The sequence below is a fragment of the Novosphingobium sp. 18050 genome (assembly GCF_902706195.1).
Taxonomy (GTDB): Bacteria; Pseudomonadota; Alphaproteobacteria; order Sphingomonadales; family Sphingomonadaceae; genus Novosphingobium.
This window is the reverse complement of record NZ_CACSJO010000004.1, coordinates 59,402-82,029: the sequence shown is the minus strand read 5'-3', so window position 1 is coordinate 82,029 and position 22,628 is coordinate 59,402. Positions and strand designations below refer to the sequence as shown.

At 64.4% G+C, this 22,628-nt stretch carries 30 protein-coding genes; 8 read left to right on the top strand and 22 right to left on the bottom strand.

Annotated features, from left to right (window positions below; genetic code table 11):
• Positions 1-163 precede the first annotated feature (163 nt).
• The 5 genes from thiL to GVL61_RS06175 all read right to left on the bottom strand — a co-directional run bounded on the left by thiL (position 164) and on the right by GVL61_RS06175 (position 4,163).
• The gene (gene thiL / locus GVL61_RS06195) at positions 164-1,123 is read right to left on the bottom strand and encodes a thiamine-phosphate kinase (RefSeq protein WP_159978094.1); all 960 of its coding nucleotides are present in this window, start codon (positions 1,121-1,123) and stop codon (positions 164-166) included.
• A gap of 154 nt (positions 1,124-1,277) precedes the next feature.
• Positions 1,278-1,733 (bottom strand): transcription antitermination factor NusB, encoded by a 456-nt coding sequence (gene nusB, locus GVL61_RS06190; RefSeq protein ID WP_159978092.1) that lies wholly within the window; start codon positions 1,731-1,733, stop codon positions 1,278-1,280.
• Entirely contained in the window at positions 1,730-3,022 is a 1,293-nt protein-coding gene (hisD, locus tag GVL61_RS06185; RefSeq protein ID WP_159978090.1) for a histidinol dehydrogenase, read from the bottom strand. Before hisD ends, nusB begins: the two co-directional genes overlap by 4 nt.
• Positions 3,022-3,675 (bottom strand): ATP phosphoribosyltransferase, encoded by a 654-nt coding sequence (gene hisG / locus GVL61_RS06180; protein ID WP_159978088.1) that lies wholly within the window; start codon positions 3,673-3,675, stop codon positions 3,022-3,024. The genes hisD and hisG overlap by 1 nt, the downstream gene beginning before the upstream one ends.
• Before the next feature lie 215 nt (positions 3,676-3,890).
• Positions 3,891-4,163: a BolA family transcriptional regulator gene (locus GVL61_RS06175; RefSeq protein ID WP_200844867.1), complete on the bottom strand. Its 273-nt coding sequence runs from the start codon at positions 4,161-4,163 to the stop codon at positions 3,891-3,893.
• A gap of 40 nt (positions 4,164-4,203) precedes the next feature.
• Between GVL61_RS06175 and GVL61_RS06170 the strand changes: the two genes are divergently transcribed.
• A complete protein-coding gene (locus tag GVL61_RS06170; RefSeq protein WP_235037547.1) occupies positions 4,204-4,794 on the top strand; it encodes a J domain-containing protein in 591 nt (196 codons plus the stop codon).
• Between the two features lies 1 nt (position 4,795).
• Here GVL61_RS06170 and GVL61_RS06165 read toward each other — a convergent pair whose 3' ends face one another.
• The 10 genes from GVL61_RS06165 to GVL61_RS06120 all read right to left on the bottom strand — a co-directional run bounded on the left by GVL61_RS06165 (position 4,796) and on the right by GVL61_RS06120 (position 10,334).
• Positions 4,796-5,275, bottom strand: a complete 480-nt coding sequence (locus GVL61_RS06165; protein ID WP_159978082.1) for a GFA family protein — start codon at positions 5,273-5,275, stop codon at positions 4,796-4,798.
• Positions 5,272-5,721: an SRPBCC family protein gene (locus tag GVL61_RS06160; protein WP_159978080.1), complete on the bottom strand. Its 450-nt coding sequence runs from the start codon at positions 5,719-5,721 to the stop codon at positions 5,272-5,274. The genes GVL61_RS06165 and GVL61_RS06160 overlap by 4 nt, the downstream gene beginning before the upstream one ends.
• A gap of 11 nt (positions 5,722-5,732) precedes the next feature.
• The gene (locus GVL61_RS06155) at positions 5,733-6,386 is read right to left on the bottom strand and encodes a glutathione S-transferase family protein (protein ID WP_159978078.1); all 654 of its coding nucleotides are present in this window, start codon (positions 6,384-6,386) and stop codon (positions 5,733-5,735) included.
• Complete coding sequence (locus GVL61_RS06150; RefSeq protein WP_159978076.1) at positions 6,383-6,781, bottom strand: VOC family protein; 399 nt, start codon at positions 6,779-6,781, stop codon at positions 6,383-6,385. Before GVL61_RS06150 ends, GVL61_RS06155 begins: the two co-directional genes overlap by 4 nt.
• An 8-nt stretch (positions 6,782-6,789) precedes the next feature.
• Entirely contained in the window at positions 6,790-7,284 is a 495-nt protein-coding gene (locus GVL61_RS06145) for a VOC family protein (protein WP_159978074.1), read from the bottom strand.
• Positions 7,281-7,907, bottom strand: coding sequence for a glutathione S-transferase family protein (locus tag GVL61_RS06140; RefSeq protein WP_159978072.1), 627 nt, complete (start codon positions 7,905-7,907; stop codon positions 7,281-7,283). Before GVL61_RS06140 ends, GVL61_RS06145 begins: the two co-directional genes overlap by 4 nt.
• 78 nt (positions 7,908-7,985) lie before the next feature.
• Complete coding sequence (locus tag GVL61_RS06135) at positions 7,986-8,801, bottom strand: VOC family protein (RefSeq protein ID WP_159978070.1); 816 nt, start codon at positions 8,799-8,801, stop codon at positions 7,986-7,988.
• A gap of 2 nt (positions 8,802-8,803) precedes the next feature.
• Positions 8,804-9,175: a DUF1428 domain-containing protein gene (locus tag GVL61_RS06130; RefSeq protein ID WP_159978068.1), complete on the bottom strand. Its 372-nt coding sequence runs from the start codon at positions 9,173-9,175 to the stop codon at positions 8,804-8,806.
• 2 nt (positions 9,176-9,177) lie between these two features.
• The gene (locus GVL61_RS06125; protein WP_159978066.1) at positions 9,178-9,876 is read right to left on the bottom strand and encodes a glutathione S-transferase family protein; all 699 of its coding nucleotides are present in this window, start codon (positions 9,874-9,876) and stop codon (positions 9,178-9,180) included.
• Positions 9,877-9,905: 29 nt separating this feature from the next.
• Positions 9,906-10,334 (bottom strand): VOC family protein, encoded by a 429-nt coding sequence (locus GVL61_RS06120; protein WP_159978064.1) that lies wholly within the window; start codon positions 10,332-10,334, stop codon positions 9,906-9,908.
• Positions 10,335-10,440: 106 nt separating this feature from the next.
• On the opposite strand from GVL61_RS06120, the gene GVL61_RS06115 reads away from it, so the two are divergent.
• The 3 genes from GVL61_RS06115 to GVL61_RS06105 all read left to right on the top strand — a co-directional run bounded on the left by GVL61_RS06115 (position 10,441) and on the right by GVL61_RS06105 (position 14,201).
• On the top strand, positions 10,441-11,157 hold the full coding sequence (locus GVL61_RS06115) for a winged helix-turn-helix transcriptional regulator (protein ID WP_159978062.1): 717 nt from the start codon (positions 10,441-10,443) through the stop codon (positions 11,155-11,157).
• A 63-nt stretch (positions 11,158-11,220) separates the two neighbouring features.
• Positions 11,221-12,213, top strand: a complete 993-nt coding sequence (gene cobS, locus GVL61_RS06110) for a cobaltochelatase subunit CobS (protein WP_159978060.1) — start codon at positions 11,221-11,223, stop codon at positions 12,211-12,213.
• A gap of 134 nt (positions 12,214-12,347) precedes the next feature.
• Positions 12,348-14,201 carry a PAS domain S-box protein gene (locus GVL61_RS06105; protein WP_159978058.1) on the top strand — a complete coding sequence of 618 codons (1,854 nt, stop codon included), beginning with the start codon at positions 12,348-12,350 and terminating at the stop codon, positions 14,199-14,201.
• Between the two features lie 6 nt (positions 14,202-14,207).
• On the opposite strand, the gene truA is transcribed toward GVL61_RS06105, so the two are convergent.
• Positions 14,208-14,954 (bottom strand): tRNA pseudouridine(38-40) synthase TruA, encoded by a 747-nt coding sequence (truA, locus tag GVL61_RS06100; RefSeq protein ID WP_159978410.1) that lies wholly within the window; start codon positions 14,952-14,954, stop codon positions 14,208-14,210.
• A gap of 100 nt (positions 14,955-15,054) precedes the next feature.
• Between truA and GVL61_RS06095 the strand changes: the two genes are divergently transcribed.
• On the top strand, positions 15,055-15,579 hold the full coding sequence (locus GVL61_RS06095; RefSeq protein WP_159978056.1) for a cupin domain-containing protein: 525 nt from the start codon (positions 15,055-15,057) through the stop codon (positions 15,577-15,579).
• A 3-nt stretch (positions 15,580-15,582) separates the two neighbouring features.
• On the opposite strand, the gene fmt is transcribed toward GVL61_RS06095, so the two are convergent.
• Positions 15,583-16,491, bottom strand: coding sequence for a methionyl-tRNA formyltransferase (gene fmt / locus GVL61_RS06090; protein WP_159978054.1), 909 nt, complete (start codon positions 16,489-16,491; stop codon positions 15,583-15,585).
• A 60-nt stretch (positions 16,492-16,551) separates the two neighbouring features.
• Here fmt and recR point away from each other — a divergent pair, with 60 nt between their 5' ends.
• The 3 genes from recR to rmuC all read left to right on the top strand — a co-directional run bounded on the left by recR (position 16,552) and on the right by rmuC (position 19,427).
• On the top strand, positions 16,552-17,148 hold the full coding sequence (gene recR, locus GVL61_RS06085) for a recombination mediator RecR (RefSeq protein WP_159978052.1): 597 nt from the start codon (positions 16,552-16,554) through the stop codon (positions 17,146-17,148).
• A gap of 77 nt (positions 17,149-17,225) precedes the next feature.
• Positions 17,226-17,795 carry a peptide deformylase gene (gene def / locus GVL61_RS06080; protein ID WP_159978050.1) on the top strand — a complete coding sequence of 190 codons (570 nt, stop codon included), beginning with the start codon at positions 17,226-17,228 and terminating at the stop codon, positions 17,793-17,795.
• An 81-nt stretch (positions 17,796-17,876) separates the two neighbouring features.
• Positions 17,877-19,427 carry a DNA recombination protein RmuC gene (gene rmuC, locus GVL61_RS06075; RefSeq protein WP_159978048.1) on the top strand — a complete coding sequence of 517 codons (1,551 nt, stop codon included), beginning with the start codon at positions 17,877-17,879 and terminating at the stop codon, positions 19,425-19,427.
• A gap of 189 nt (positions 19,428-19,616) precedes the next feature.
• Here the strand turns inward: rmuC and GVL61_RS06070 are convergent, their stop codons facing one another.
• From GVL61_RS06070 to rapZ, 5 genes are all read right to left on the bottom strand, one after another.
• A complete protein-coding gene (locus GVL61_RS06070; RefSeq protein ID WP_159978046.1) occupies positions 19,617-20,027 on the bottom strand; it encodes an META domain-containing protein in 411 nt (136 codons plus the stop codon).
• Between the two features lie 66 nt (positions 20,028-20,093).
• Positions 20,094-20,930: an RNA methyltransferase gene (locus tag GVL61_RS06065; protein ID WP_159978044.1), complete on the bottom strand. Its 837-nt coding sequence runs from the start codon at positions 20,928-20,930 to the stop codon at positions 20,094-20,096.
• Positions 20,931-20,949: 19 nt separating this feature from the next.
• A complete protein-coding gene (locus GVL61_RS06060) occupies positions 20,950-21,228 on the bottom strand; it encodes an HPr family phosphocarrier protein (RefSeq protein WP_159978042.1) in 279 nt (92 codons plus the stop codon).
• On the bottom strand, positions 21,225-21,629 hold the full coding sequence (locus tag GVL61_RS06055; protein WP_159978040.1) for a PTS sugar transporter subunit IIA: 405 nt from the start codon (positions 21,627-21,629) through the stop codon (positions 21,225-21,227). Before GVL61_RS06055 ends, GVL61_RS06060 begins: the two co-directional genes overlap by 4 nt.
• A 48-nt stretch (positions 21,630-21,677) precedes the next feature.
• Entirely contained in the window at positions 21,678-22,604 is a 927-nt protein-coding gene (gene rapZ / locus GVL61_RS06050) for an RNase adapter RapZ (RefSeq protein WP_200844866.1), read from the bottom strand.
• Positions 22,605-22,628 lie beyond the last annotated feature (24 nt).

The following is a 22,628-nucleotide window of genomic DNA, read 5'->3' as shown; positions in this document are numbered from 1 at the left end:
CTGGCAAGCAGGTTGGAATCCGGGCGGTGGCAGGAGGTATGGTTTTATCATCCCGGACTTGATTCGGGAGTGCTGACCGGGCTGCGCCCGCGTATCCGCGAGCCTCGACCTGAAGTATTGCCAGCGGCCCGGATCAAGTCCGGGACGAGGGGGATATCATCGCTTAGTGCTGGTAGCCCAAGCGCTCGGGCAAGGGCAGCAGCCTACCTGCATGAGCAAGGGTCAGCCTGCCGCCAGTATCGACTGTGCCAATTGCTGTTGCGTCGCGGCCGAGCTTTTTTGCAGCCTCACGGATGTGGGCGGCGTTCTCAGGGGGAGCCGTAAACAGCAGTTCGTAGTCGTCGCCCGCCGTCATCGCGGCGATGCGAGCGTCGATCGTGTCGCCCGATACTGCTTGCAGAGCGACGGAGAGCGGCACCGCCTCAGCCTCAATGTTGATTGCCACGCCGCTTGCTTCGACAATTCGCGCCGCATCGACGAGAAGACCGTCCGATATGTCCATCATGGCATGAACCAGCGGCGCGAGCGCCACGCCGAGGCGCGGCTGCGGCATGGGGCGGCGATAGCGTGCGGTGAGAGCCTCCAGATGTTCCGCCGGCCCGGTTAGCATGCCGGTTGCGGCGGCAAGGCCCAGTCCGGCATCGCCGATGGTCCCGCTGACCCATACCTGATCGCCGGCTTTGGCGGCGGTGCGGCAGGGTACGGGGCAATCCTTGGGGCCGGTGCCCAGCGCCGTCAGAGAAAAGCTCCGCGCCGCGCCTTTTGGCATTCGAACCGTGTCGCCGCCGAGCAGCGGTATACCGAAATGACGGCAGGCTTCGTCCAGCCCTTCGAGGAAGGCGCGGTCCCACTCATCCTCGCCAAGGGCGTGCGAGTAGAGGCAGCCCAGCGGCAGGGCGCCCTTGGCGGAAAGGTCGGAGACGTTCACCGCCACCAGCTTCCAAGCCACATCTGCAGGCGGGTCGTCAGGCAGGTAGTGGACGCCCTCGACCACGGTATCGAGCGTCAGTACCAGCTTCTCGCCGCCAATTGCGAGCACGGCGGCATCGTCCGCCAGCGCGCGTGCGGCGGGGTCCGTCGCTATCGCGCGCAGGGCGTGGATGAGGGCGAATTCAGAGGGCATGACTGTTCGCGCCAAGTGTGTCCCGATCAGGGGGATTCGACAAGCTCACCCTGTGTGGGTGAGCGGAGGGCAATAAAACTCTCAAGCCCGTTCCGGCTTAGCTTGTCGAAGCTCAGCCGGAACGGGTTTCCTTCAGTTTAGCCTCGGCGCCGCCTCAGCGAACCGACTTCGCCACCGAATCCAGCACGCCGTTGAGGAACTTCGCCTCCCGCGAGTCGAAGAAGGCGTGACACACGTCTAGATATTCGGTGATCGCGGCGCCCGTCGGCACGTCGGGGCGGGCCATCAGTTCGTAGGTGCCCGCGCGCAGGATCTGGAGCATGGTCTTGTCGAGACGGCCAAGCGACCAGCCCTCGGAGAGCTTGGACGACAGCAGTTCGTCGATCTCGTCGCGGCGGGCGACCACGCCCTTCACCACGTCATCGAAGAACGCGACGTCGGCCTTGGCGAACTGCGCGTCGTCGATCTCCATGCCGAGGCGGTGGCGATGGAATTCGTCGAGCAGGATGGGCAGCTGGGTGCCTTCCATGTCGAACTGGTAGAGCGCCTGAACGGCGGACAGACGGGCGGCTGCGCGCGCCTGCTTTGCTTGGGTCTTGCTGGTGGTCATGACTGGCCGAGCCTTATGGAAATGGAGCGCGCGTGCGCGGGAAGCCCTTCCGCATCGGCAAGGGCGACGGCGGCGGGGCCGATGGCCTCCAGAGCCGCCTGGTCGAGCTGGATGAAGCTGGTGCGCTTCATGAAATCGAGAACCGAAAGCCCCGAGGAGAACCGCGCACGCCGCCCGGTGGGCAGGACGTGGTTGGGGCCGGCGACATAATCGCCGACCGCTTCGGGCGTCATGCGGCCAAGGAACACCGAGCCTGCGTGACGGATGCGGCGCATCAGGCTTTCCGGGTCGTCGGTGGCGATCTCGACGTGTTCGGCGGCGAGCGCGTTAGCGAGCGCGGGGGCTTCGTCGAAGCTGGCGACGTCGATGATGACGCCGTTGTCGGTCCAGCTGGTCCGCGCGGTTTCCTGCGTGGTGAGAGCGGCCAGTTCCACTTCGACGGCCTCGGCAACGGCTTGCGCGAAGACCTTGTCGTCGGTGATGAGGATCGACTGCGAGGTCGGGTCGTGCTCGGCCTGGCTGAGGAGGTCGGCGGCGATCCTGCGCGCATCGTTCTTCGCGTCGGCGATGACGAGGATTTCGCTGGGACCGGCTACCATGTCGATACCAACGACGCCGTAAAGCTGGCGCTTGGCCTCGGCCACCCAGGCGTTGCCGGGGCCGGTGACCACATCGACGGGCGCGATGCGGCCTGTGCCATAGGCGAGTGCGGCGACGGCATGGGCGCCGCCCACGCGCCACACTTCGTCCACGCCGGCAAGGTGCGCGGCCGCGAGGACCAGCGGGTTCACTTCGCCCTTCGGCGTCGGGGTGACGACGACGAGGCGCTCGACCCCTGCGACCTTGGCCGGAATGGCGTTCATCAGCAGCGAAGACGGATAGGCCGCCCGCCCGCCGGGAACGTAGAGACCTGCGGCATCGACCGCGCTCCAGGTCGCGCCGAGCCGGACTCCGGCAGCGTCGGTGTAGTCGCGGTCTTCGGGAAGCTGCGCTTCGTGGTAGGCGCGGATGCGGGTCGCGGCGAGTTCGAGGGCGCTGCGAAGCTCTGGCGTCAGGTCGTCGAAGGCGGCCTTGCAGGCCCGTGCATCGACCTGCCAGCCGGTAACGTCGAGGTCGTGGCCGTCGAATTTCGTAGTGTACTCGGCCAGCGCCTCGTCGCCGCGTGCGCGCACTGCCTTGATGATCGCGGCGACATCGTCTGCGACATCGACCGCACTTTCGCGCCGGTCACTGACGACGCGGGCGAACGCCTCGACGAAATCGGGATCGCTGCTGGACAGGCGCAGCATCAGGCCGGGGCCTTCTCGGCCACGAGGGCGCGGAACGCCTCGACCAGCGCGGCAACGCGGTCGTCGGTCTTGAGCGCGGCGCGGTTGACGATCAGGCGCGCGGAAATGTCGAGGATGCGGCTCGTTTCGACCAGGCCGTTCTCCTTCAGCGTGCGGCCGGTGGAGACGAGGTCAACGATCCGGCTCGACAGGCCGAGCATGGGCGCCAGTTCCATCGCGCCGTTCAGCTTCACCACCTCTGCCTGCACGCCCAGCTTCTCGAAGTGGCGGCGGGTGAGGCTGGGGTATTTGCTGGCGATGCGCAGGTGCGAGGGCAGCGGCCCGCCGGTTTCGCCCACGAGTTCCGCCACCGAGAGGCGGCAATGACCGATGTTAAGGTCTACCGGCGCGTAGAGGTCGGAGTAGGCGAATTCCTCTACCACGTCGGAACCGACGATGCCGACTTGCGCTGCGCCGTGCGCAACGAAAGTCGCGACGTCGAAAGCGCGCACGCGGATCAGCCGCATGTTGCTGTTTTCGCAGGCGAAAGAGAGCGCGCGCGACTTCTTGTCGTGGAACTCTGCCTCGGGCGCCACACCGGCGCGCGCCATCAGGGGCAACGCTTCGTCGAGGATACGGCCCTTGGGCACGGCGAAAGTCAGGGGTGTCGGCATGGTGCGCGCATTTAGGCGGGAAGGCCGCAAAGGGCAACCGTGATGGATCGCGAAAACGCGATCAGGGTAATCGCCCGGTTTGATACTCTGTGATTGCACGGCCTGTTCGGCATTGCGACGATGAAAAGCCGGCGAGGGAACCTGGGGCGAGAAAGACCGCTCCGGGTTCCTTCGCCGGCGTTCGCGTTGACAATGCATAGTGGGCCGGTCGCCCGTTATTCTCCGGGCGCGCGGGCCTTGATGGCGACGGCGTGGACGCGGTTTCCGGGGATGTCGCCGAGCGCTGCGTTCACCAGGCGCTGGCGCTGGAGGCGCGAGACGCCGGCGAATTTTTCGCTCTCGATCAGGATCGTGAAATGCGATTCGCCGCTGCCATCGTCGCCGCTGTGGCCGCTGTGGCTGGCGGAATCGTTGACCACGTCGAGCGCGGTGGGGGTGAAGGCTGCGGTCAGCAATTGCCGCATTTCGAGAGCGAGTGGTCCGGTCATGGGCTTCACAATAGGCATTTCATCGCCCATCTGGAAGCCGGTGAGACAGCATAGATTTCATGGACGGATCGAATCCGGCGGTCGCGAGTGTACCTGGCCGGGGTGCGAGGAAGCTGGCGAGTTCCGCGCGCCGGGGGGCCGGCCTCCCGGTTTCGATGGGCCGGGCGATTACCGCTGGTTCTGCCTCGAGCATGTTCGGCAGTTCAATTCCGGCTATGATTATTTCGACGGCATGGACACCGAGGAGATCCTGCGCGCGCAGTCCCCGCTGCATGGCTGGGAGACTCAGACCCGCGCCTTCCGCCCGGATGCAGGCGTGGACGAGGCGCCGAGGTGGCGGGACTACGCCGATCCGCTGGAGGCGATTTCTGCGCGGGCGAAGGCCCATGTCAACCGGCGCCGGGCGGAAATGCAGGCCGAGAAGGCAGGCTTTTCGCCCGCCGAGCGGCAGGCGCTTGAGTTGCTGGGGCTGGATGCGAGCATAGACCGCAAGACCCTGCGGATGCGCTACACGCGGTTGCTGCGGCAATACCACCCGGACCACAACGGCGGCGATCACAGTCATGCGGTGAAGCTGCAGGGCGTGGTCGAGGCGTATCAACTACTGCGTAAGGCCGCTGCTTTCGAGTGATCTAGCCGCCCATAACGGCGCGCCAGCGGGCCGCGCCGTCTTTACCATAGATGCGCGGCACATCCTTGCCGGAATAGAAGATGTCGTAGCTTTCGGCGTCTTCGGGAATTTGCACCCAGCGCTGGCGGCTGCGGGTGAAGACATGGGTGTCCGGGGTGCAGGTATCGGGGTCGTCGAGCGTGCCGACGCGGATGAAGCTGGCAGCCGGACCGGCGCCGCCGTAGTGGCTCCACAGTGCGACCCGGCAGGAAGGGCAGCGGAAGATCGCCTGGCCCTTGCCGCTTTCGGAAGGCGTGTCGATGCGTTCGGCCGCGCCGGTGAGGGTTTCCACCCGGTCAGTCTCGATCACCGCGTTGAGGGCGAAGGACGCTCCCGATTCGCGCTGGCACGACCGGCAGTGGCAGCAGTGCACGACGATCGGCGCAGCAAGCAGGCGATATCGGACCTCACCGCAGGCACAGCCACCCTCAAGCGCCGTCATGCCGTTTCCTGCTCGCAGATGGCGGCGAGTTGGTCGGCGCACGCGTTCCAGCCTTCGGCGAAGCCCATTTCGGCGTGCTGGTTCATGGTTTCCTCCGTCCAGTGGCGGGCGGTGGCGGTGTAGCGGGTGCCTTCGCCTTCGGGGGCGATTTCCCATATGCCGATCATGAACGGGCCGTTCGGCTGGAAATCGTCGACCACCGCGTCGGTGGTGATGAAGCGGCGGCCTTCGTCATAGGCGAGGTACATTCCGTTCTGCGGCATCACTTCGCCGTCGGGGCCGTACATCGTCATCTTGCATACGCCGCCGGGGCGGCGATCCTGCTGGTCGACTTCGGCGCGCCACGGGGTAGGGCACCACCATTCGTTCTGTCGCTCCGCAAGGACTTCCCAGACTTTTGCCGGAGGCGCGGCGATGAGGCGGGTGATCGACAGTTCGTTGGACATCGGTTTCTCCTTCAGTCTCTGTCAGGCGCGCCGAGCGGGAAGCCTGTGCGGTAGGGGCGGGCTTCCTCGACGCATGTGCGGACGGCTGGCAGGCTGAGCAGATGGGCGCGCCAGCGGCGCAGGCGGGGCAGGGCTTCGGGGATCGGGTGGACCCAGTCGGCGTAGAACAGCGAAGGCGCGGCGGCGCATTCGATCAGGGTTACATGGTCCATCTCGGGATAGAACTGCAGCCAGCCTTCCAGCCATGCGTAACTGCGTTCCAGCCGGGCGCGGGCTTCGGTAACGCGCGCCATATCGGGGTTTTCGTTGTCCCGCAGGTATTCGTTCACCACGTCCTGCATCGGGCCCATGACGTAGTTGTCGAAGACCCGGTCCATCATCCTCATGCCGATCGCCGCGTCCGGGTCCGAAGGGACCAGCATGTCGGTGGCGGTGTGGTGGATCGAAAGGTATTCGATGATCGAGGTAGCCTCGAACAGCAGGTTCTCGCCGTCGCGCAGCACCGGGAACTTACCTTGCGGGCCTGCAAACCGGATTACTTCCGCGTGTTCGGGGTGGTCGGCGTCGATGATGAGGAATTCGTGTTCAAGATCGGCCGCGAGCAACGCGATCCGGGCCTTCCAGGTATAGGACGAGAAGGGGTGGCCGTAGAGTGCAAGGGTCATCCCTCAACCTTTCGTGTAAATCCGCCGTATGGCACGGTCAGCGCTTCGAGGATGTGCCCGTCGGGATCTTCGAAGTATAGGCCGCGTCCACCGTCGTTGTGATTGATTTCGCCTGCGCGGCTGCGCATGGGATCGGCCCAGTACGTCAGTCTGCGGGTTTCGATGCGTGAGAGCAAGGCGTCGAAAGTGCTCTCATCGACCAGCATTGCGTAGTGCTGGGGGGCTATCGGGCCGTCTTTCTCCGCAAAATCGAGGAAGACGCCGTGCGCCAGCCTGACCACGCAAAAGTGATAGAAATCGACCGGTTCCGCCAATCCGTAGATCGCGGCAAAAAAGTCCGCCGAGACATGACGGTCGCGGCACCAGATGATCGTGTGGTTGAATTCGACGCCCATGGCGGGGACTAGGCCGTTTCGCCCGCAAAAGCCGCTTCAATGCGGGCTATGTCGATCTTGCGCATCGTCATCATGGCCTGCATCGCGCGCGCCGCCGCCGCGCGGTCGGGGCTGGACATCGCGTCGGTGAGGGCGCGGGGCGTGATTTGCCAGTTGAGGCCCCATTTGTCCTTGCACCAGCCGCACATGCTTTCCTGCCCGTCATGATCGACGATGGCGTTCCAGTAGCGGTCGGTCTCTTCCTGAGTGTCGGTGGCGATCTGGAACGAGAAGCTCTCGGACTGCGGAAACTGGTCGCCGCCGTTCAGGCCGATGCATTCTATCCCCATAACCGAGAATTCGACCACCAGCACATTGCCCAGCAGGCCGTCGGGATAGTCGGCGGGGGAACGCTGCACGGAAATCACGCGGGTATCGGGGAATACCGTAGCGTAGAAGTTCGCGGCATCTTCCGCATCGCCATTGTACCAAAGGCAGACGCGGGCTTTTGTCACACCCGTCATTTCTTCATCTCCTCTATCAGCTTGCCGTCGATGCCCTTTGCGGCCTTGTAGGCGGGGCGGGCCTGGCAACGCTCCGCATATCCGACCAGCGAGGGGAGGGGCGGCATGATGCCAAACGTCAGCCCCCAGTCGATCGTGCTGCCGACGTAGACATCGGCCATGGTGAAGCGTTCGCCGCAGACCCAGGTGTCGGCGGTCAGTTTTTCGTCGATGGTGTGGATGGTACGCTCGAAGCTGCCCCAGCCGGCCATCATCTCCTGATCTGGCTTGGGTTCGAACTTGAGCGCGCGCGAGGTGATCGCCTGCTCGATCGGGCCGGAGGCGAAGAAGGTCCAGCGGTAGTAGTCCGCCATCTCGCCATCATTGGGTAGCAGGCCTGCTTCGGGGTGCATCTCGGCGAGGTAGAGGCAGATGGCGGCCGCTTCTGTCACCACGCGGTCGCCGCCCTCTACGTGGTGGACGATGGTGGGCACCTTGCCCATCGGGTTGGCGGCGAGGAAGGCATCGGGCTTGTCCTTCCAGTCTACCAGTACCTGTTCGTACTGCGCGCCGGCTTCGTGCAAGGCCCAGCGGGCGATCTGGCCGCGCGACATGGGGTTGGTGAAGAAGGTGTAGTCGGCCATCGGCTGTCTCCCGCAGTGCATGTCAATCGGTGGAACATTGATGGAACATCGGGGCGACGTCAACTGCCGCCCCGATGTTCATCCCGCCTTGGGCCCAACCAGTCCGAAATAGGCGCCTTGCGGGTCGAAGGCATGAACCGTGTACTCGCCGGTGGGGATCTGCTGAGGGTCGCCCATCGCCTTTCCGCCGCCGGTTTTTACCGCCGCAAGCGCGCGGTCGATGTCGTCGACGCCGATGTAATAGGTCCAGCCTGCGACCGGCATGAAATCGGCCTTTTTCATCACCGCGCCGATCTGCACGCCCTCGTTCTGGATGAAGCGGTAGTCGCCCAGTTCGCCCATCGGCATTGCGCCTTCCTGGGTCCAGCCGAAGTGCTTTGTGTAGAATGCCACCGCCGCGTCGTCGTCCGGGGTGACGAGTTCGTTCCAGCGGATCGTCTGCGGTTTGTCGACGGTGAAGACGTCGCTGGTCGCGTCGGGATCGTCCTCGGGCGGCTGAGGGGTCATGAGGTAGAAAGCGCCGCCGAGCGGATCGGTGACCATGGACATGCGGCCCACGCCCTCCATGGTGGTGGCGGGCATGTGGACTGCGCCGCCTTCGGCCACGATCGCGGCCACTTCGGCATCGACATCTTGCACGTAGATGTAGCCGAGCCAGCCGGGCTTCGCGCCGCCGCCGATCATCTCGTCGGTAAGGGCGAGGACGCCGCCGGAATAGCCGCAGCCCGCGCCGCCGCCGTCGATACGCTCGATCATGCGGTAGTCCATGCCGCCGCCGGGCATGACGTTGGCGCCGAACTTCCAGCCTACGACGCCGGCGTAGAACGCGGCTGCGGCGTCGGCATCGCTGGTCATCAGTTCATACCAGATGAAGCTGCCTACAGGATTGCCCATGGCTATTCTCCTAAAGTCACGACGGGGGTGAAGCCGCCGTAGATCATGCGCATGCCGTCGAAAGGCATGGCGTTGTCCTCGGAGGTCAGGCGGGGGTCGGTCTGCATGAGCTGCGTTACCGTGGCCATGCCCTTTTCGCGGGTTTCCTTGTCGGGCCACTCGATCCACGCGAAGGCCACCGCTTCGTCCTCCTTGCAGGCGACAGCGCGGAAGAAGTCGGTCTGCTTGCCTGCGGGGACGTCATCCTGCCAGCATTCGACGACGCGGGTGGCGCCGTGTTCCATGAAAATCTCGTCGTTCAGCCGGGCATGGGCGATGAACCTGTCCTTGTTCGCCTTGGGGACGGCGATCACGAATCCGTCGACGTAGGTCATGGTCAAACTCCTTCCTTCTGCGTTTTGGCCTTCTGCTTTTTGGGATCATGTTCGGCAAAGGGTTCGAGCTGGGCTTCCAGCGCGCGCGTGAATGCAGGGCGGGCCGTCGCGCGTTCGACATAGGCGGCAAGCGCCAGGCGCTCGGCCAGCAGGGCGGGGTCGGGCAGGGCCCGCAGGACGGTGGTCATGGCGATGTCGGCGACCGAGAATTCACCCGCCAGCCATTCACTATCCCCCAGCGCGGTTTCGAGCTTGGACAGCCGCCCGCCGAGTGCCTCTACCAGCGAGGGCTTGCGCAGCTGTGCCCAGTCTTCCTTGCGGGAGAAGACCGTGCAGTTGACGAACTCCATCACGAGCGGCTCGACCGAGTTGAACGCGGCCAGCAGCCAGCTTAGCACTTTCGCGCGTTCCTGTGAGCCGACAGGGGGCAGGGCGCCCGCCTTCTCGGCGATGTGGAGGAGGGTGGCGCCGCTTTCGAACACACCCACTTCGCCGTCACGCACGAAGGGGACCTGCCCCCACGGCTGGTCCTGGAAGTACCAGGTGGGCCGCTCCACCGCGTTGATGAGGCGTACCTTGTAGGGCAGGCCATATTCCTCGCAGGCCCAGCGCGGGCGCAAGTCGCGGACCATCCCTTGCGCGAAGGGTGGCACCCATTCGAAAGCGGTGATTTCAAGGGCGGCGTTCGGATCGATCGGCATCGTCTCTCTCGCTTGTCTTGTTAGGCGGCTCAGGCCGTCTCTTGGCTGGGAGCTTCGCCCGAAACGGCCGCCGGGTCCATCCACATCACTTCCCAGACATGCCCGTCCGGGTCGGCGAAGCTGCGGCTCATCATGAAACCATAGTCCTGCGAAGGATTGATGTCGGCAGTGCCGGCATTGCTGCCGGCCGCCTCGGTCAGCGCGTTCACCTCGTCGCGGTTCTCGCACGAAAGGCACAGCATGACCTCGCTGGAGCCGGTATCGGGGATGGGGCGGCTGGTGAATGTGCGCCACTTGTCATGGGTGAGGATCATCACGAAGATCGCGTCGGACCAGACCATGCAGGCACCGCTATCGTCGGAAAAGCGCGGCTCGTTCACGAAGCCGAGCGCGGAATAGAACGATTTGGCGCGGGTCAGGTCGGTGACGGGCAAGTTCACGAACAGCATGCGGGTCATCGCAGAAGCTCTCCTTTGATCGGGCACTTATTTGGCCGGGCGCTGGCGGGGGTGTCCCGAATCGCCTCTTGCCCGAAGGTGACGCTGGTGGTAACTAAAAGCAACCATGAAGTTACAAAAAGAAACTAATCGGGTTGAATCTGCGGTGGATGGTGAAAGTCCCAGGACTCATGGCCGCTGGTACGGCGATGCCTGCGGCGCGGCCTTTGCCATGGAACTCATCGGGGAGCGCTGGGCGATTCCCATCATCCGCGAGATGATGCTGGGTGCACGCCGTTTCGGTGAAATCCGCGCCGAACTGCCGGGGCTGAGCGCCAAGACGCTGACCGAGCGGCTGGAAAGACTGGAGGGCACCGGCATCGTCTGCCGTGAAACCCTGCCGCCACCTGCGTCTGTGCAGGTCTACCGACTGACGGAGTGGGGTCTGGCGCTGGAGCCGGTTATGCAGGAGATGGGGCGCTGGGCAGTGCGATCGACGTTGCATGACCCGACACTGCCGATCACGCCAGTCTCGCTGATGCTCTCGATGCGCACGATGATCGTGGCCGAAAGGATCGGCGATCTGCGCGTGACGGCCGCGCTCGACGTGGGTGACAAACATTTCACGGCGCGGCTGGAGTCCGGGGAAATCGCCATCCGGCCCGCTGGCGATGGCGATCCTATGCCGGACTTGCGTTTTGCCGCCGAGGCCGGCCTCCCGTTTCTCGCCGCGTTCTATGGTAAGTGGGCTCCCGAGGCAGCCGGGCTGCGGATCGAAGGCGACCCGGCTCTGGCGCAAAAGTTCATCGACCTGTTCAGCCTACCTCCCAAATGCGCCAGCTAAGCGGGGCCACCCGTCCAAACCTTATTGCGATGCAGGCCTGCGTCCATTAGTCGATACCCCGCAATGACAGAATCCAAGAACCTGACCGCCGAGAACCGCGACGCCACCGTGCTGGCCGCTCCCGATATCGAAGTCGATGTGCGCGAAACCTTCGGGATCGACATCGACATGAAGGTCCCGGCCTTCTCGGTCGCGGACGAGCGCGTGCCTGACCTGGACGAGACCTATGTGTTCGACCCGGACACCACTCTCGCGATCCTGGCGGGCTTTGCCTACAACCGCCGCGTCATGGTGCAGGGCTACCACGGCACCGGCAAGTCGACCCACATCGAGCAGGTCGCGGCTCGCCTGAAATGGCCTTGCATCCGCATCAACCTCGACGCGCACATCAGCCGTATCGACCTGATCGGACGCGATGCGATCGTCCTGCGCGGCGGCATGCAGGTGACCGAATTCCGTGAGGGCCTGCTCCCCTGGGCGCTGCAGCACCCGGTCGCGCTGGTCTTCGACGAATACGACGCGGGCCGCCCGGACGTGATGTTCGTGATCCAGCGCATCCTTGAGACCGAGGGTAAGCTGACCCTCCTCGATCAGAACCGCGTGATCCGCCCGGACAAGCATTTCCGCCTTTTCGCCACCGCCAACACGGTCGGCCTTGGCGACACTTCGGGGCTCTATCACGGCACCCAGCAGATCAACCAGGGTCAGATGGACCGCTGGAACATGGTCGTCGCGCTCAACTACCTCCCGGCCGAAACCGAGACAGCGATCGTCGCCAAGAAGGTGCCGCAGATCAGCTCCGGCGTGATCGCCCAGATGGTCAAGGTTGCGGACTTCTCGCGCCAGGGCTTCATGAACGGCGATATCTCGACGGTGATGAGCCCGCGTACGGTGATCACCTGGGCGCAGAACACTTCGATCTTCAACGACGTGGGCTTCGCCTTCCGTCTCTCGTTCCTGAACAAGTGCGACGAGACCGAGCGGATGCTGGTGGCCGAATACTACCAGCGCGTGTTTGGGCAGGACCTGCCCGAAAGCGTCGTCGCCAAGGCCTGAGCTGCCTCCAGATTATGGCTTCCCCGCTGTCGCATGTGTCGCCAGCGGGGCGCTAAAACTGCTTGGTGACATCGCATCGACTGTCCCCTATGCCTCGGGCATAAAACAATTCAGAGGTTCGAAGAGAAGCGAATATGCGGCGTTGGACCGAAGCGGATCGGTTGGATGCGCTTGAACGCTACAAGATCATGGATACGCCCAGTGAGGCGGATTTCGATGATATCGCGCGCATCGCCGCCCAGATTTGCGGCGTTCCGATGGCCCTCGTCAGCCTGCTCGACGACAAACGGCAATGGTTCAAGGCCAAGCTCGGTCTCGCTGCCGGTGAGACCCCCCGTGAGTGGGCGTTCTGCGGCCATGCCATTCACCAGCTTGGTGTGTTCGAAGTGCAGGACGCTTCGCGCGATCCCCGGTTCGCGGAAAACCCGCTGGTCACCAGCGATCCCTCCCTTCGGTTCTACGCCGGTGCGCCGCTGGAAACGCCTGACGGTTTTCCCCTGGGCACCCTGTGCGTACTGGACAGCAAGCCCCATCAACTAACCGAAGACCAGCGTTCCGCGCTGCTGGCGCTGGCCCGCCAGGTCATGACGCAAATGGAGCATCGCCGGTTGCTGGCCCAGCAGCAGGCCGATGAGGCGCGCCATCGCCAGATTCTGCACAGCGCGATCGACTACGCCATCGTCACCATGGATCTTTCGGGCCGCATCACCAGCTGGAACGAAGGCGCCCGCCGCATCCTGCAGTGGGCCGAGGAAGAGATGTGCGGCCGCCTCTGCGACGAATTCTTCACGCCCGAGGACCGTGAGGCGGGCCAGCCTGCCAAGGAAATGGGCGCTGCGCTGCGCTCTGGCTTCGGCACCGACGAACGCTGGCACTTGCGCAAGGATGGCGAGCGTTTCTGGGCCAACGGCGAAATGATGCCGCTGGTGGACGACGACGGCATTCCCGTCGGTTTCCTGAAAATCCTGCGTGACCGGACCGAGCAGCGTTTGAGCCGCGAGAAGCTGGAATCCACGGAGCGGCGCTTCGAACTGGCTGTGGAGGCGGCGGAACTGGGCACCTGGGAGGCCGTGCCCGCGCTGCGTCAGCTGGAATGGGATGCGCGCACGCGCGAACTTCTCGGCGTAGGGACCGACCATCCGCTCGAATTCGGCAAGTCCTTCACGGAAGTCATCCATCCTGACGACCGGGGCGGCGTTGCGGCCGCCGTCGCCTATGCCCTCGAAGAGGGTGCGGACAACCGGCTCGACATCGAATACCGGGTCTTCGCCCCAGGCGGCAAGTTCCGCAGCATCCACGCGCGGGGACGACTGATCGAGAGTGACGGCCAGCCCGCCCGTCTGGTCGGCACCGTGCGTGACGTAACCGCGCGCGCGCAGGCGGAAGAGCACCGGGAGATGCTCACCAACGAGCTTCAGCACCGGGTCAAGAACACTCTGGCGGTGGTACAGGGCATCGTCAGCCAGTCGCTGCGTACGGCCGCTACACCGATGCAGGCGCGCGACGCCATCGGCGACCGGCTGGCCTCGCTGGCCCGGGCGCATGATCTGCTCACCCAGACAAGCTGGATCGCCGCACCGATGGTCTCGATCGTCGAGGGCGCGGTCGCCGTCGCCGGGGCACATAAGGGCCGGGTTCACCTCTCGGGCCCGGATGTTGCGCTCAAGCCGCGTGCTGCGCTGGCGCTGGCGATGGCGCTGCATGAGCTGACTACAAACGCTATCAAGTACGGCGCGCTGTCGAAAGACCAGGGGTATGTCGATATGCGCTGGGCCTATGGCGACGCCGAAGGACGTCCGGTCGTCGAAGTCGTCTGGCAGGAAGTAGGCGGCCCGATGGTATCCAAGCCGACCCGGGAGGGTTTCGGCACTCGCCTGATGACCAATGGCCTGCGTTCGGATCTGGGCGGGGAGGGCGTGTTGTCCTATCTTTCGGACGGCGTTCGCTGGACCCTGCAGGCGGACCGCAGCGTCATCGAAGAAGCCTGAGGTAGCTCAGGTTTCCGGGTAGATCGCCCGCACGAAATACAGACCGTCTGGCGGCGCATTGAGGCCCAGTGCCTGCCGGTCCCTTGCTGCCAGCGCTGCGACTACGTCTTCCTCTCGCCAGCGCCCCATGCCGACGAGCGCGAGGCAGCCCACCATCGAGCGGACCTGATGGTGCAGGAAGCTGCGCGCTTCGGTTTCGATCAGCACCATCTCGCCTTCGCGGCGCACGGTAAGCCGGTCCAGCGTTTTGAGCGGCGATGCCGACTGGCAGTGTGTCGAGCGAAACGTCGTGAAATCGTGCAGCCCGACCAGAACCTGCGCGGCGCGGTGCATCGCTTCAGCATCGAGCGGCTTGGTAACCTGCCACGCCTTGCCCCGCTCCAGCGTCAGCGGTGCGCGGCGATTGGCGATGCGGTAGATATAGGCGCGGCCCAGACATGAGAAGCGGGCGTGCCAGTCCTCGGTCACGACCTTGCAGTCCAGAACCGCGATCGGCGCCGGGCGGAGGAGGGCGTTGAGCGCTTCCATCAGCCGGAACGGGGCCAGGGGCTTCTCGACCTCGATGTGCGCCCGCATCCCCAGCGCATGGACCCCGGCGTCGGTGCGCCCGGCCGCATACATGATGACCTTTTCGCCTGTAACGGCAAAGGCGGCATCCTCGACCGCCTGCTGAACCGAGGGGCCGTGAGACTGGCGTTGCAGCCCCATGTAGGGGCCGCCGTCGAATTCCAGGGTAAGCGCAAAGCGTGTCATATTCGCCCCGCCGATACAGGACTGGCGCGGCCATGCAATGGGCTTGGCGGCGACCGGCGCTGGTGGCATCATCCATTCCTGATCGGGAAAGGAGCCGAAAATGGCCGAAACGCAGCCACCCCGCTTCGAGATATTCCGCGGCGCCGATGCCCCCACGCTCGACGACTGCGCCTGCATGACCTACGAAGGCGAGACGCCTAACCTGGTCGCCGCCCAGTCGCAGCTGGCGGACGCGATGCAGGTGCGCGGCGAATATGCCGACGTTCCCTATCGACGCGAGGGCATGAGCCTGGCGCGCCTGTGGGTGAAAAGCGGCTTTCCGTTACCCCTGCACAGCCACGACTGCGACTGCCTTTACTACATCGTCGCGGGCTCGATCCGCATGGGCACCGAAACGCTCGCGGCAGGTGACGGATTCTTCGTCGGCAGCGAAGTGCCCTATGCCTATACCGCAGGCCCCGAAGGCGCCGAAGTGCTAGAATTTCGCACCACAGACAGCTTCAACATCAAGGTCAGGGACAAGCCCGTCCCAGCCTGGGAGAAGCTGGCAGGCACCTTGCGAGAAGGCCACGCCCGCTGGGCCGACGAGCAGCCGCCGGTACGCCGGATGCCCGAGAAGGCCTGAGGTTCAGCCCAGCCGCGTCCCGGCCGGAACGGGCCGCCCGCGCAGCAGGTCGCCGCTCGCCATCGCCGGCTTGCCTGCGCGCTGGATGCGGGTGATCCGCAAGGCGCCGGAACCGCAGGCGACGGTCAGCGAATCGTCGAGTGTCGCACCGGCCTCGCCGCTGCCCTCGACCACGTCCGCAGCCAGCACCTTGTAGCGCTCGCCCTCCAGCTCGAAGAAGGCGCCCGGCGCGGGCATGAAAGCGCGCACCTGTCGTTCGGCCGCTTCGGAGCTTTGCGTGAAGTCGAGCCGGGCCTCGGCTTTGTCGATCTTCTTCGCATACGTGACGCCGTCCTCGGGCTGCCGGACCGCGCGGTGCACGGCAAGGTCGCGCAAGGTGCCGATCAGCAACTGTGCGCCGCGATCGGCCAACTCGGCAGTGAGTTCGCCGGCGGTCTTGCGTTCGATCACCGTGCGCAGTGTCGCCAGCATCGGTCCGGTATCGAGCCCGGCCTCCATCTGCATGATGGTGATTCCCGTCGTTGGATCACCGGCCAGGATCGCTCGCTGGATCGGCGCCGCCCCGCGCCAGCGCGGCAGGATCGAGGCGTGGATGTTCAGGCACCCCAGACGTGGTGCGTCCAGCACCGCTTGCGGCAGGATTAGTCCGTAGGCGGCGACAACTGCGATGTCGGCTTCCAGCGCGGCAAAGGCGGCCTGCTCCTCGGCGCCCTTGAGCGAAACCGGATGGCGCACCTCGATCCCGCGCGCCTGCGCTTCGAGGTGAACGGGCGAGGGCGTCAGCTCTTTGCCGCGCCTGCCACCGGGCCGGGGAGGCTGCGAATAGGCGGCCACGACTTCGTGACCCGCCTCGATCAGCGCGACGAGCGCGGGGACGGCGAAATCGGGCGTTCCCATGAAGATGATGCGCATGATGTGGGGAACTCTCCGACGGGCTTCCTAAGGACAGGCGCAGGCCCTATCTCCCCATCCATGGCATCGCAAGAGATCGAGACGCTGACCGCAGCCCTGTCACGCCTGCCCGGCCTTGGCCCGCGCTCGGCGCGGCGCGCCGTGTTGTGGCTTATCAAGCGGCGCGAGACGGCGCTTGTCCAACTGCTCGACGCGCTGGGTGAGGTGCGCGAAGCCCTTGTCGAGTGCGAGACCTGCGGAAACATTGATACAACCAACCCCTGCGGCATCTGTGTCGACACCCGCCGCGACGCCCGCTCGATCTGCGTGGTGGAGGAGGTGGCCGACCTCTGGGCCCTGGACCGCGCGCGATTGTTCACCGGGCATTATCACGTGCTGGGCGGCCGGCTTTCGGCGCTGGACGGCGTGCGGCCCGAGGATCTGGCTATCGATAGCCTGCTGCGCAGGGTCGGCGAGGGCGGCATCGACGAAATCGTGCTGGCCATGAACGCCACCCTCGAAGGGCAGACGACGGCCCACTACATCGCCGAGCGGCTTGAAACTTTCCCGGTGCGCGTCACCCAGCTGGCCCACGGCCTGCCGGTCGGCGGAGAACTGGACTACCTCGATGAAGGCACCTTGGCGCAGGCGATCCGGGCTCGCCGCCCGGTCGGCTGAAACAGCGCTATGTATCGATCAGACTGATCGACGCGCGCATTCTTGCGAAATCGCTCCATCGGGATTATCTGCCCGACATGGCTATTCTTGAAATCCTCGAAGTTCCCGATGCGCGCCTCAAGCAGATATCGGTCCCCGTCGACAAGTTCGACGACGATTTGCGTACCCTCGTCGCCGACATGTTCGAGACGATGTACGACGCACCCGGCATCGGCCTGGCAGCGATTCAGGTCGGTGTTCCGCTGCGCGTGCTGGTGATCGATCTCCAGCCCGACGACGAGGATGCCGAGCCTGAGGCCTGCACCGCGCACGGCGATCACCATCACACGCATCAGCCCACGAAGAAGGAACCGCGGGTTTTCATCAACCCCGAGATTCTGGACCCTTCGGACGATTTCATCGCCTATCAGGAAGGCTGCCTCTCGGTTCCCGATATCTTTGCCGATGTCGAACGCCCTTCGAGCATCCGTGCGCGCTGGCAGGACCTTGACGGCACTGCCCATGAAGAAGAGATGGAAGGCCTGATGGCGATCTGCCTCCAGCACGAGATGGACCACCTCGAAGGCGTACTGTTCATCGACCACCTTTCGCGCCTCAAGCGCCAGATGGCGCTCAAGAAGCTGGAAAAACTGCGCCGCGCGGCGTGATCTCGCGCCCCGGTGATACGGGGTGCGAAAATCTGGCCTGCGGGGCTGGTGTTCTCTAAACGTTCTGTTTAGTCTCAGGCGATGGACCTTGCTGTCGCCGCGATTCTCGCCCTCGTCATCGGCCTTGCTGCCGGTTGGTTTTTCGGTTCGCGCCCCGCCGCGCAGTGGCGGGCGCAGGCCGAGGGGCGTGAGCGTGAGGTGCGCGAAGGCGATGCGAAGTATTTGCGCGCCTTCGCCGATCTCGAAGCAGCGCGCGAACGGGCAAGCCGGGCCGATGCTCTCGCCCAGGAACTGGACCGCGCCCGCAGCGAGCATGAAGTCGTAAGCGAACGATTGCGGCAGCACGGCGCCGCCATGCTCGACCGTGCGCGCGGTGAAATGTCAGCGATTCTTGACAGAACCCGCGCCGACAATGCCGCACAGGTCGATGCTTTGCGCCGCGAACAGCGGGAACTAGCGTCCGAATTGGCGACATTGCGCGAAAAGTCGGCAAATTTTGACGAACAGAAGCGACTTCTGATCCAGGCGCAGGAAGCCTTGCGTAAGGAATTCGAAAATGCCGGAGCTAAAGTGCTCGCCGGTGCGCAAGAGGCATTCCTCAACCGCGCCAGCGCCCGCTTCGAGCAGAGCGAAAAGACCAACGCAGAGCGCATAGCCACGCTGCTCGCTCCTGTCGGCGCACGGCTCAAGAGCTACGAAGAGCAGGTCTCGGCGCTGGAGGCCAAGCGGATCGATGCGTTCGGCCAGTTGGGCGGCCAGATCGAAGCGCTGCGCGTGGGGCAGGAACAGGTGCGGGCAGAAGCCGTGCGTCTCGGCAATTCACTGCGTAATGCCCCGAAGGCGCGGGGTCGCTGGGGCGAGCAGCAACTCAAGAACGTCCTCGAACAATGCGGGCTGACCGAACACACGGACTTCGTTACCGAGCAGTCCGTCAATACGGAAGAAGGGCGTCTACGCCCCGATGCAATCGTGCGTATCCCGGGCAACAAGCAGTTGGTGATCGACGCCAAGGTATCGCTCAACGCCTATCAGGATTCCTTCGAGGCCGAGGATGAAACAAAGCGCGCGGCCTTCCTCGACGCGCACGCAGCCTCGATGCGCAATCACATCCAGACACTGGGCACCAAAAGCTACCAGAGCCAGTTCGAAAACGCGCCGGACTACGTTATCATGTTCGTACCCGGCGAACATTTCATTGCCGCTGCCCTCGACCACGATTCGGGCTTGTGGGACTACGCCTTTGATCGCCGGGTGCTGCTGGCCAGCCCGACCAACCTCGTTGCCATCGCACGCACCATCGCGCAGGTATGGCAGCAGGAAGGCCTTGCCCGTGAAGCGCGGGAGATCGGCAAGCTGGGCAGCGACCTCTACGACAGCATTGCCAAGACGCAGGACGATCTCGGCAAGGTGGGCGTGCATCTCGGACGCGCAGTCAACAGTTTCAACGACTTCGCGCGGACTTATGAGGGAAATGTGATGAGCCGGGCACGGCGCCTGAGTGAAAAGCACATCAAGATCGGCAAACGCGAAATTTCCGACGAAGTGCCGCTGGTGGAGTCTGCACCGCGTTTTTCGGACACTGCGGGGCAGGTCGAGGATATCTTGGGCGAACAGGTGGAAGTGGCGGAATAGATAGGGAAGACCTGGGGCCATCGCCCCAGACCCCTTTACTGTCATCGTTGTGCACGTAGCTGCATCACGGACCCCTTGCTGCCGTAGGCTATCAAGGCTTCCAACTCACCGTGGGCGCCAAACGAGGCTGCGCGCGTGACCTCGACATTATCGGGGTCTGGGGCAATGGCCCCAGATCTTCCCTTCAAATCAACGATGAAATACCTGATTGTCGACCCGCACCAGTTCCGCCGTGTGCCCGCTCGATTGCAGGGTCATCCGGTTCCCTTCCACTGCCACGCGCGGCGTGGCGACGAGCAGGGCGTTGACTGCACTGCTTTGATGCCATGATGGGTCGGGGCAGGTCGTTTCGTTTTGATCGAGCGGGCCGGCGACAAGGCGGTCGGCATCCATGCGCCAAGGGCCGCCGAGGCTGCTGCACCCTACTTCGATGCCGATCTTGCCGTCTTCGAAGGTAATTCCCGAGGCTTGGGACATGGGGCGTTCGCCGTCGATACGGTCAAAGCGCCAGCTGCTCTCGGCAAGGCGCGAGCGGTTACCGCTTTCGGAGCATCCGGCCAAAAGGGCCGGGGCTATCAGGAAAATACTGATTCGACGCATTGTCCGTACACCCTGCCATGGCGGATGTGAGGATCGGATGAACGCGCAGGGTCAGGTTGTACGGAATCAGGCCCGCCGCAAGTGCGCAAGCGCCTCGTAAGCAAGAACTGCACCGGCAACGGCGGCGTTCAGGCTGTCTGCGCGGCCTAGCATCGGGATCGTGACGCGCAGATCGCAGGCATCTTCGTACTCAGCGGGGAGTCCTTGCGATTCATTGCCCACCATGAGGAAGCACGGATCGGCGTAAGGTGCCTCGCGGTAGTCTGTCGGGTCGCGCAGCGAGGCAGCGACAAGCTGGCCTTCTCCGGCGCGCAGCCAGGCGATGAATTCGTCCCAGCGCGCGATAACCAGCTTCTGGGTAAAGATCGCGCCCATGCTGGCGCGCACTGCTTCGACCGAGAATGGGTCGGCGCAGTCGTCGATGAGGATCAGGCCGCCTGCGCCCACGGCATCGCCGGTACGCAGCATCGTGCCCAGATTGCCGGGATCGCGCAGTGCCTGCGCCACCAGCCAGATCGGCGCCGATGCGCGGTCCAGGCTGGCGAGACTGGTGTCGAACTCGGCGAACACGCCTGCGACGGCCTGCGGATTGTCCTTGCCGGTGACTTTGGCAAGGATTTCGACGTCCATCTCGACGACTTCGCCGCCCGCTGCCGCCACCGCGTCTTCGAGAGCATCGAGCAGGGGATGCGGATCGCGGCCGATCGCCATGACCAGCATTTCCGGGACAATGCCGCATTCGCGGGCGTCGGTGAGCAGGCGCAGGCCTTCGGCCAGGAAGCGCTTTTCGCGCTTACGATGCTTCTTGTCCCTGAGCGAACGCAGGAACTTGACCAGTGGGTTGGAAAAGCCGGTGATGGTTCGGCGTGAACCGCCGTCCCAGGGCTCGTCATATGAAGACACTTAGTTCAGCCCGCCTGTATTATTCTTCGCCGAAGCCATCGCGCACGAGGCCCGTCAGCACAGCGAGAGCGTTTTCGGCGCCATCGCCCGAGCAGGCGATCTCGATCGAATCGCCCTTGGCTGCGCCGAGCATCATGAGGCCGAGGATCGAACCGCCCTCGGCGCTGCCGCCGTCCTTGGTGACATTGACCTTCACGGTGTCAGGCAGTTCGGCGACGTGGTTTACGAATTTGGCGCTGGCGCGGGCATGGAGGCCGCGCTTGTTCACGATCAGCACCGTCTCGCGGCAGTCGATCATGCGTCCTGCCCCAGGTATTCGCTGGCGATCGTGATGTAGTTACGGCCCGCATCGCGCGCGGCGGCGACGGCTTCGCGCACTGGCATGCAGCTGCGCGCCTTGGCGAGACGGATCAGCATCGGCAGGTTGATGCCGGCGATCACTTCGACCTTGCCCGCCTGCATCAGCGAGATCGCGAGGTTGGAAGGCGTGCCGCCGAACAGGTCGGTGAGGACGATGACGCCTTCACCGCTGTCGACCTTGGTGATGGCGTCGGCGATTTCGGAGCGGCGCTGTTCCATGTCGTCGTTCGGGCCGATACAGATAGTCGCGACGTCGGCTTGATCGCCAACGACGTGTTCCATCGCGTGTACAAACTCCTCGGCGAGATTGCCGTGAGTAACCAGAATCATGCCGATCATGTCGGGAATGCGCTCCGAAATTCCTGCAATCGCGCCCGGGCGCCGTTTTCATTTTTCACGTAGCAGCCCTCCTTCGAGAAGGTCTGCTGCCCGCGAGCCCAGGTTGCGGTGCAACAATGTGGGCGAAAATCCTGCTTGACGCAAGGCTGCTCCCATTTGCTCTGCAGTAAATACAGAGCGGTGCCTCCCGCCGGTGCAGCCAAATGCAATATGCACGTAGGCCTTGCCCTGCGTCCGGTAGCGCGGGAGCAGCAGCAGGAGCAGATCGCGGATGCGCGTGAATGCCTCTTCGTAGGCAGGATCCTTGCGGATGTAGTCGCCCACGGCCTGGTCCTGCCCGGTCTGCGGGCGCAGCACGGGATCCCAATGCGGGTTCTCGATGAAGCGCATGTCGAAGACGAGGTCTGCCACCGGCGGCATTCCGCGCGAAAACCCGAAGCTGGAGACAGTGACGGTCAGTTCGCCCGGTTCGCTGGAGGCGAAGCGTTCGCGAATCACCCGTTGCAGGTCGTTGGAGGTGAATTCTGTGGTGTCGATCAGCAGGTCGGCCCAGCGGCGCAGGGGCGCGAGCAGTTCGCGCTCGGCGCGGATGCCGGTGGAGACAGGCGCATCGCCGGCAAGGACGTGGCGGCGACGCGTCTCGTTGTAACGGCGCTCCAGCTCATTGCTGCCGCAATCGAGGAACAGGGTTGTGAGTTCGATGTCCCGACGCTCGGTCAGGCCCTTCACCTGCGCGATGATGCGCTCGGGATTGAAGCCGCGGGTGCGGGAATCAAAACCGATTGCGAGCGGGGTTGGATCGTTGTCCGCGCCGTCGGAGCCGGCGTCGAGCAAGGCGTCGAGCATACGGATCGGAAAATTGTCGACGATTTCCCAGCCAAGATCCTCCAGCACGCGCAGTGCCGTGGTCTTGCCGGCGCCCAGCATCCCCGTCACCAGCAATACACGCTGGCGTGACGGCTGATCGGTGCTCATTCCCGCTTCGGTCCCCATAGCCGC

Coding starts and splice junctions, on each gene's coding strand:
- rapZ (WP_200844866.1), bottom strand. CDS start 22,604: ATGAGCACCGATCAGCCGTCACGCCAGCGTGTATTGCTGGTGACGGGG.
- GVL61_RS06145 (WP_159978074.1), bottom strand. CDS start 7,284: ATGACGGGTGTGACAAAAGCCCGCGTCTGCCTTTGGTACAATGGCGAT.
- GVL61_RS06055 (WP_159978040.1), bottom strand. CDS start 21,629: ATGATCGGCATGATTCTGGTTACTCACGGCAATCTCGCCGAGGAGTTT.
- hisG (WP_159978088.1), bottom strand. CDS start 3,675: ATGCCGACACCCCTGACTTTCGCCGTGCCCAAGGGCCGTATCCTCGAC.
- hisD (WP_159978090.1), bottom strand. CDS start 3,022: ATGCTGCGCCTGTCCAGCAGCGATCCCGATTTCGTCGAGGCGTTCGCC.
- GVL61_RS06175 (WP_200844867.1), bottom strand. CDS start 4,163: ATGACCGGACCACTCGCTCTCGAAATGCGGCAATTGCTGACCGCAGCC.
- GVL61_RS06095 (WP_159978056.1), top strand. CDS start 15,055: ATGGCCGAAACGCAGCCACCCCGCTTCGAGATATTCCGCGGCGCCGAT.
- fmt (WP_159978054.1), bottom strand. CDS start 16,491: ATGCGCATCATCTTCATGGGAACGCCCGATTTCGCCGTCCCCGCGCTC.
- GVL61_RS06125 (WP_159978066.1), bottom strand. CDS start 9,876: ATGCCGATCGATCCGAACGCCGCCCTTGAAATCACCGCTTTCGAATGG.
- GVL61_RS06150 (WP_159978076.1), bottom strand. CDS start 6,781: ATGGGCGTCGAATTCAACCACACGATCATCTGGTGCCGCGACCGTCAT.
- GVL61_RS06105 (WP_159978058.1), top strand. CDS start 12,348: ATGCGGCGTTGGACCGAAGCGGATCGGTTGGATGCGCTTGAACGCTAC.
- GVL61_RS06060 (WP_159978042.1), bottom strand. CDS start 21,228: ATGATCGACTGCCGCGAGACGGTGCTGATCGTGAACAAGCGCGGCCTC.
- GVL61_RS06120 (WP_159978064.1), bottom strand. CDS start 10,334: ATGACCCGCATGCTGTTCGTGAACTTGCCCGTCACCGACCTGACCCGC.
- rmuC (WP_159978048.1), top strand. CDS start 17,877: ATGGACCTTGCTGTCGCCGCGATTCTCGCCCTCGTCATCGGCCTTGCT.
- GVL61_RS06140 (WP_159978072.1), bottom strand. CDS start 7,907: ATGGCCGACTACACCTTCTTCACCAACCCCATGTCGCGCGGCCAGATC.
- GVL61_RS06165 (WP_159978082.1), bottom strand. CDS start 5,275: ATGACGGCGCTTGAGGGTGGCTGTGCCTGCGGTGAGGTCCGATATCGC.
- GVL61_RS06115 (WP_159978062.1), top strand. CDS start 10,441: ATGAAGTTACAAAAAGAAACTAATCGGGTTGAATCTGCGGTGGATGGT.
- GVL61_RS06135 (WP_159978070.1), bottom strand. CDS start 8,801: ATGGGCAATCCTGTAGGCAGCTTCATCTGGTATGAACTGATGACCAGC.
- def (WP_159978050.1), top strand. CDS start 17,226: ATGGCTATTCTTGAAATCCTCGAAGTTCCCGATGCGCGCCTCAAGCAG.
- nusB (WP_159978092.1), bottom strand. CDS start 1,733: ATGACCACCAGCAAGACCCAAGCAAAGCAGGCGCGCGCAGCCGCCCGT.
- GVL61_RS06155 (WP_159978078.1), bottom strand. CDS start 6,386: ATGACCCTTGCACTCTACGGCCACCCCTTCTCGTCCTATACCTGGAAG.
- cobS (WP_159978060.1), top strand. CDS start 11,221: ATGACAGAATCCAAGAACCTGACCGCCGAGAACCGCGACGCCACCGTG.
- recR (WP_159978052.1), top strand. CDS start 16,552: ATGGCATCGCAAGAGATCGAGACGCTGACCGCAGCCCTGTCACGCCTG.
- GVL61_RS06130 (WP_159978068.1), bottom strand. CDS start 9,175: ATGACCTACGTCGACGGATTCGTGATCGCCGTCCCCAAGGCGAACAAG.
- thiL (WP_159978094.1), bottom strand. CDS start 1,123: ATGCCCTCTGAATTCGCCCTCATCCACGCCCTGCGCGCGATAGCGACG.
- GVL61_RS06160 (WP_159978080.1), bottom strand. CDS start 5,721: ATGTCCAACGAACTGTCGATCACCCGCCTCATCGCCGCGCCTCCGGCA.
- GVL61_RS06070 (WP_159978046.1), bottom strand. CDS start 20,027: ATGCGTCGAATCAGTATTTTCCTGATAGCCCCGGCCCTTTTGGCCGGA.
- truA (WP_159978410.1), bottom strand. CDS start 14,954: ATGACACGCTTTGCGCTTACCCTGGAATTCGACGGCGGCCCCTACATG.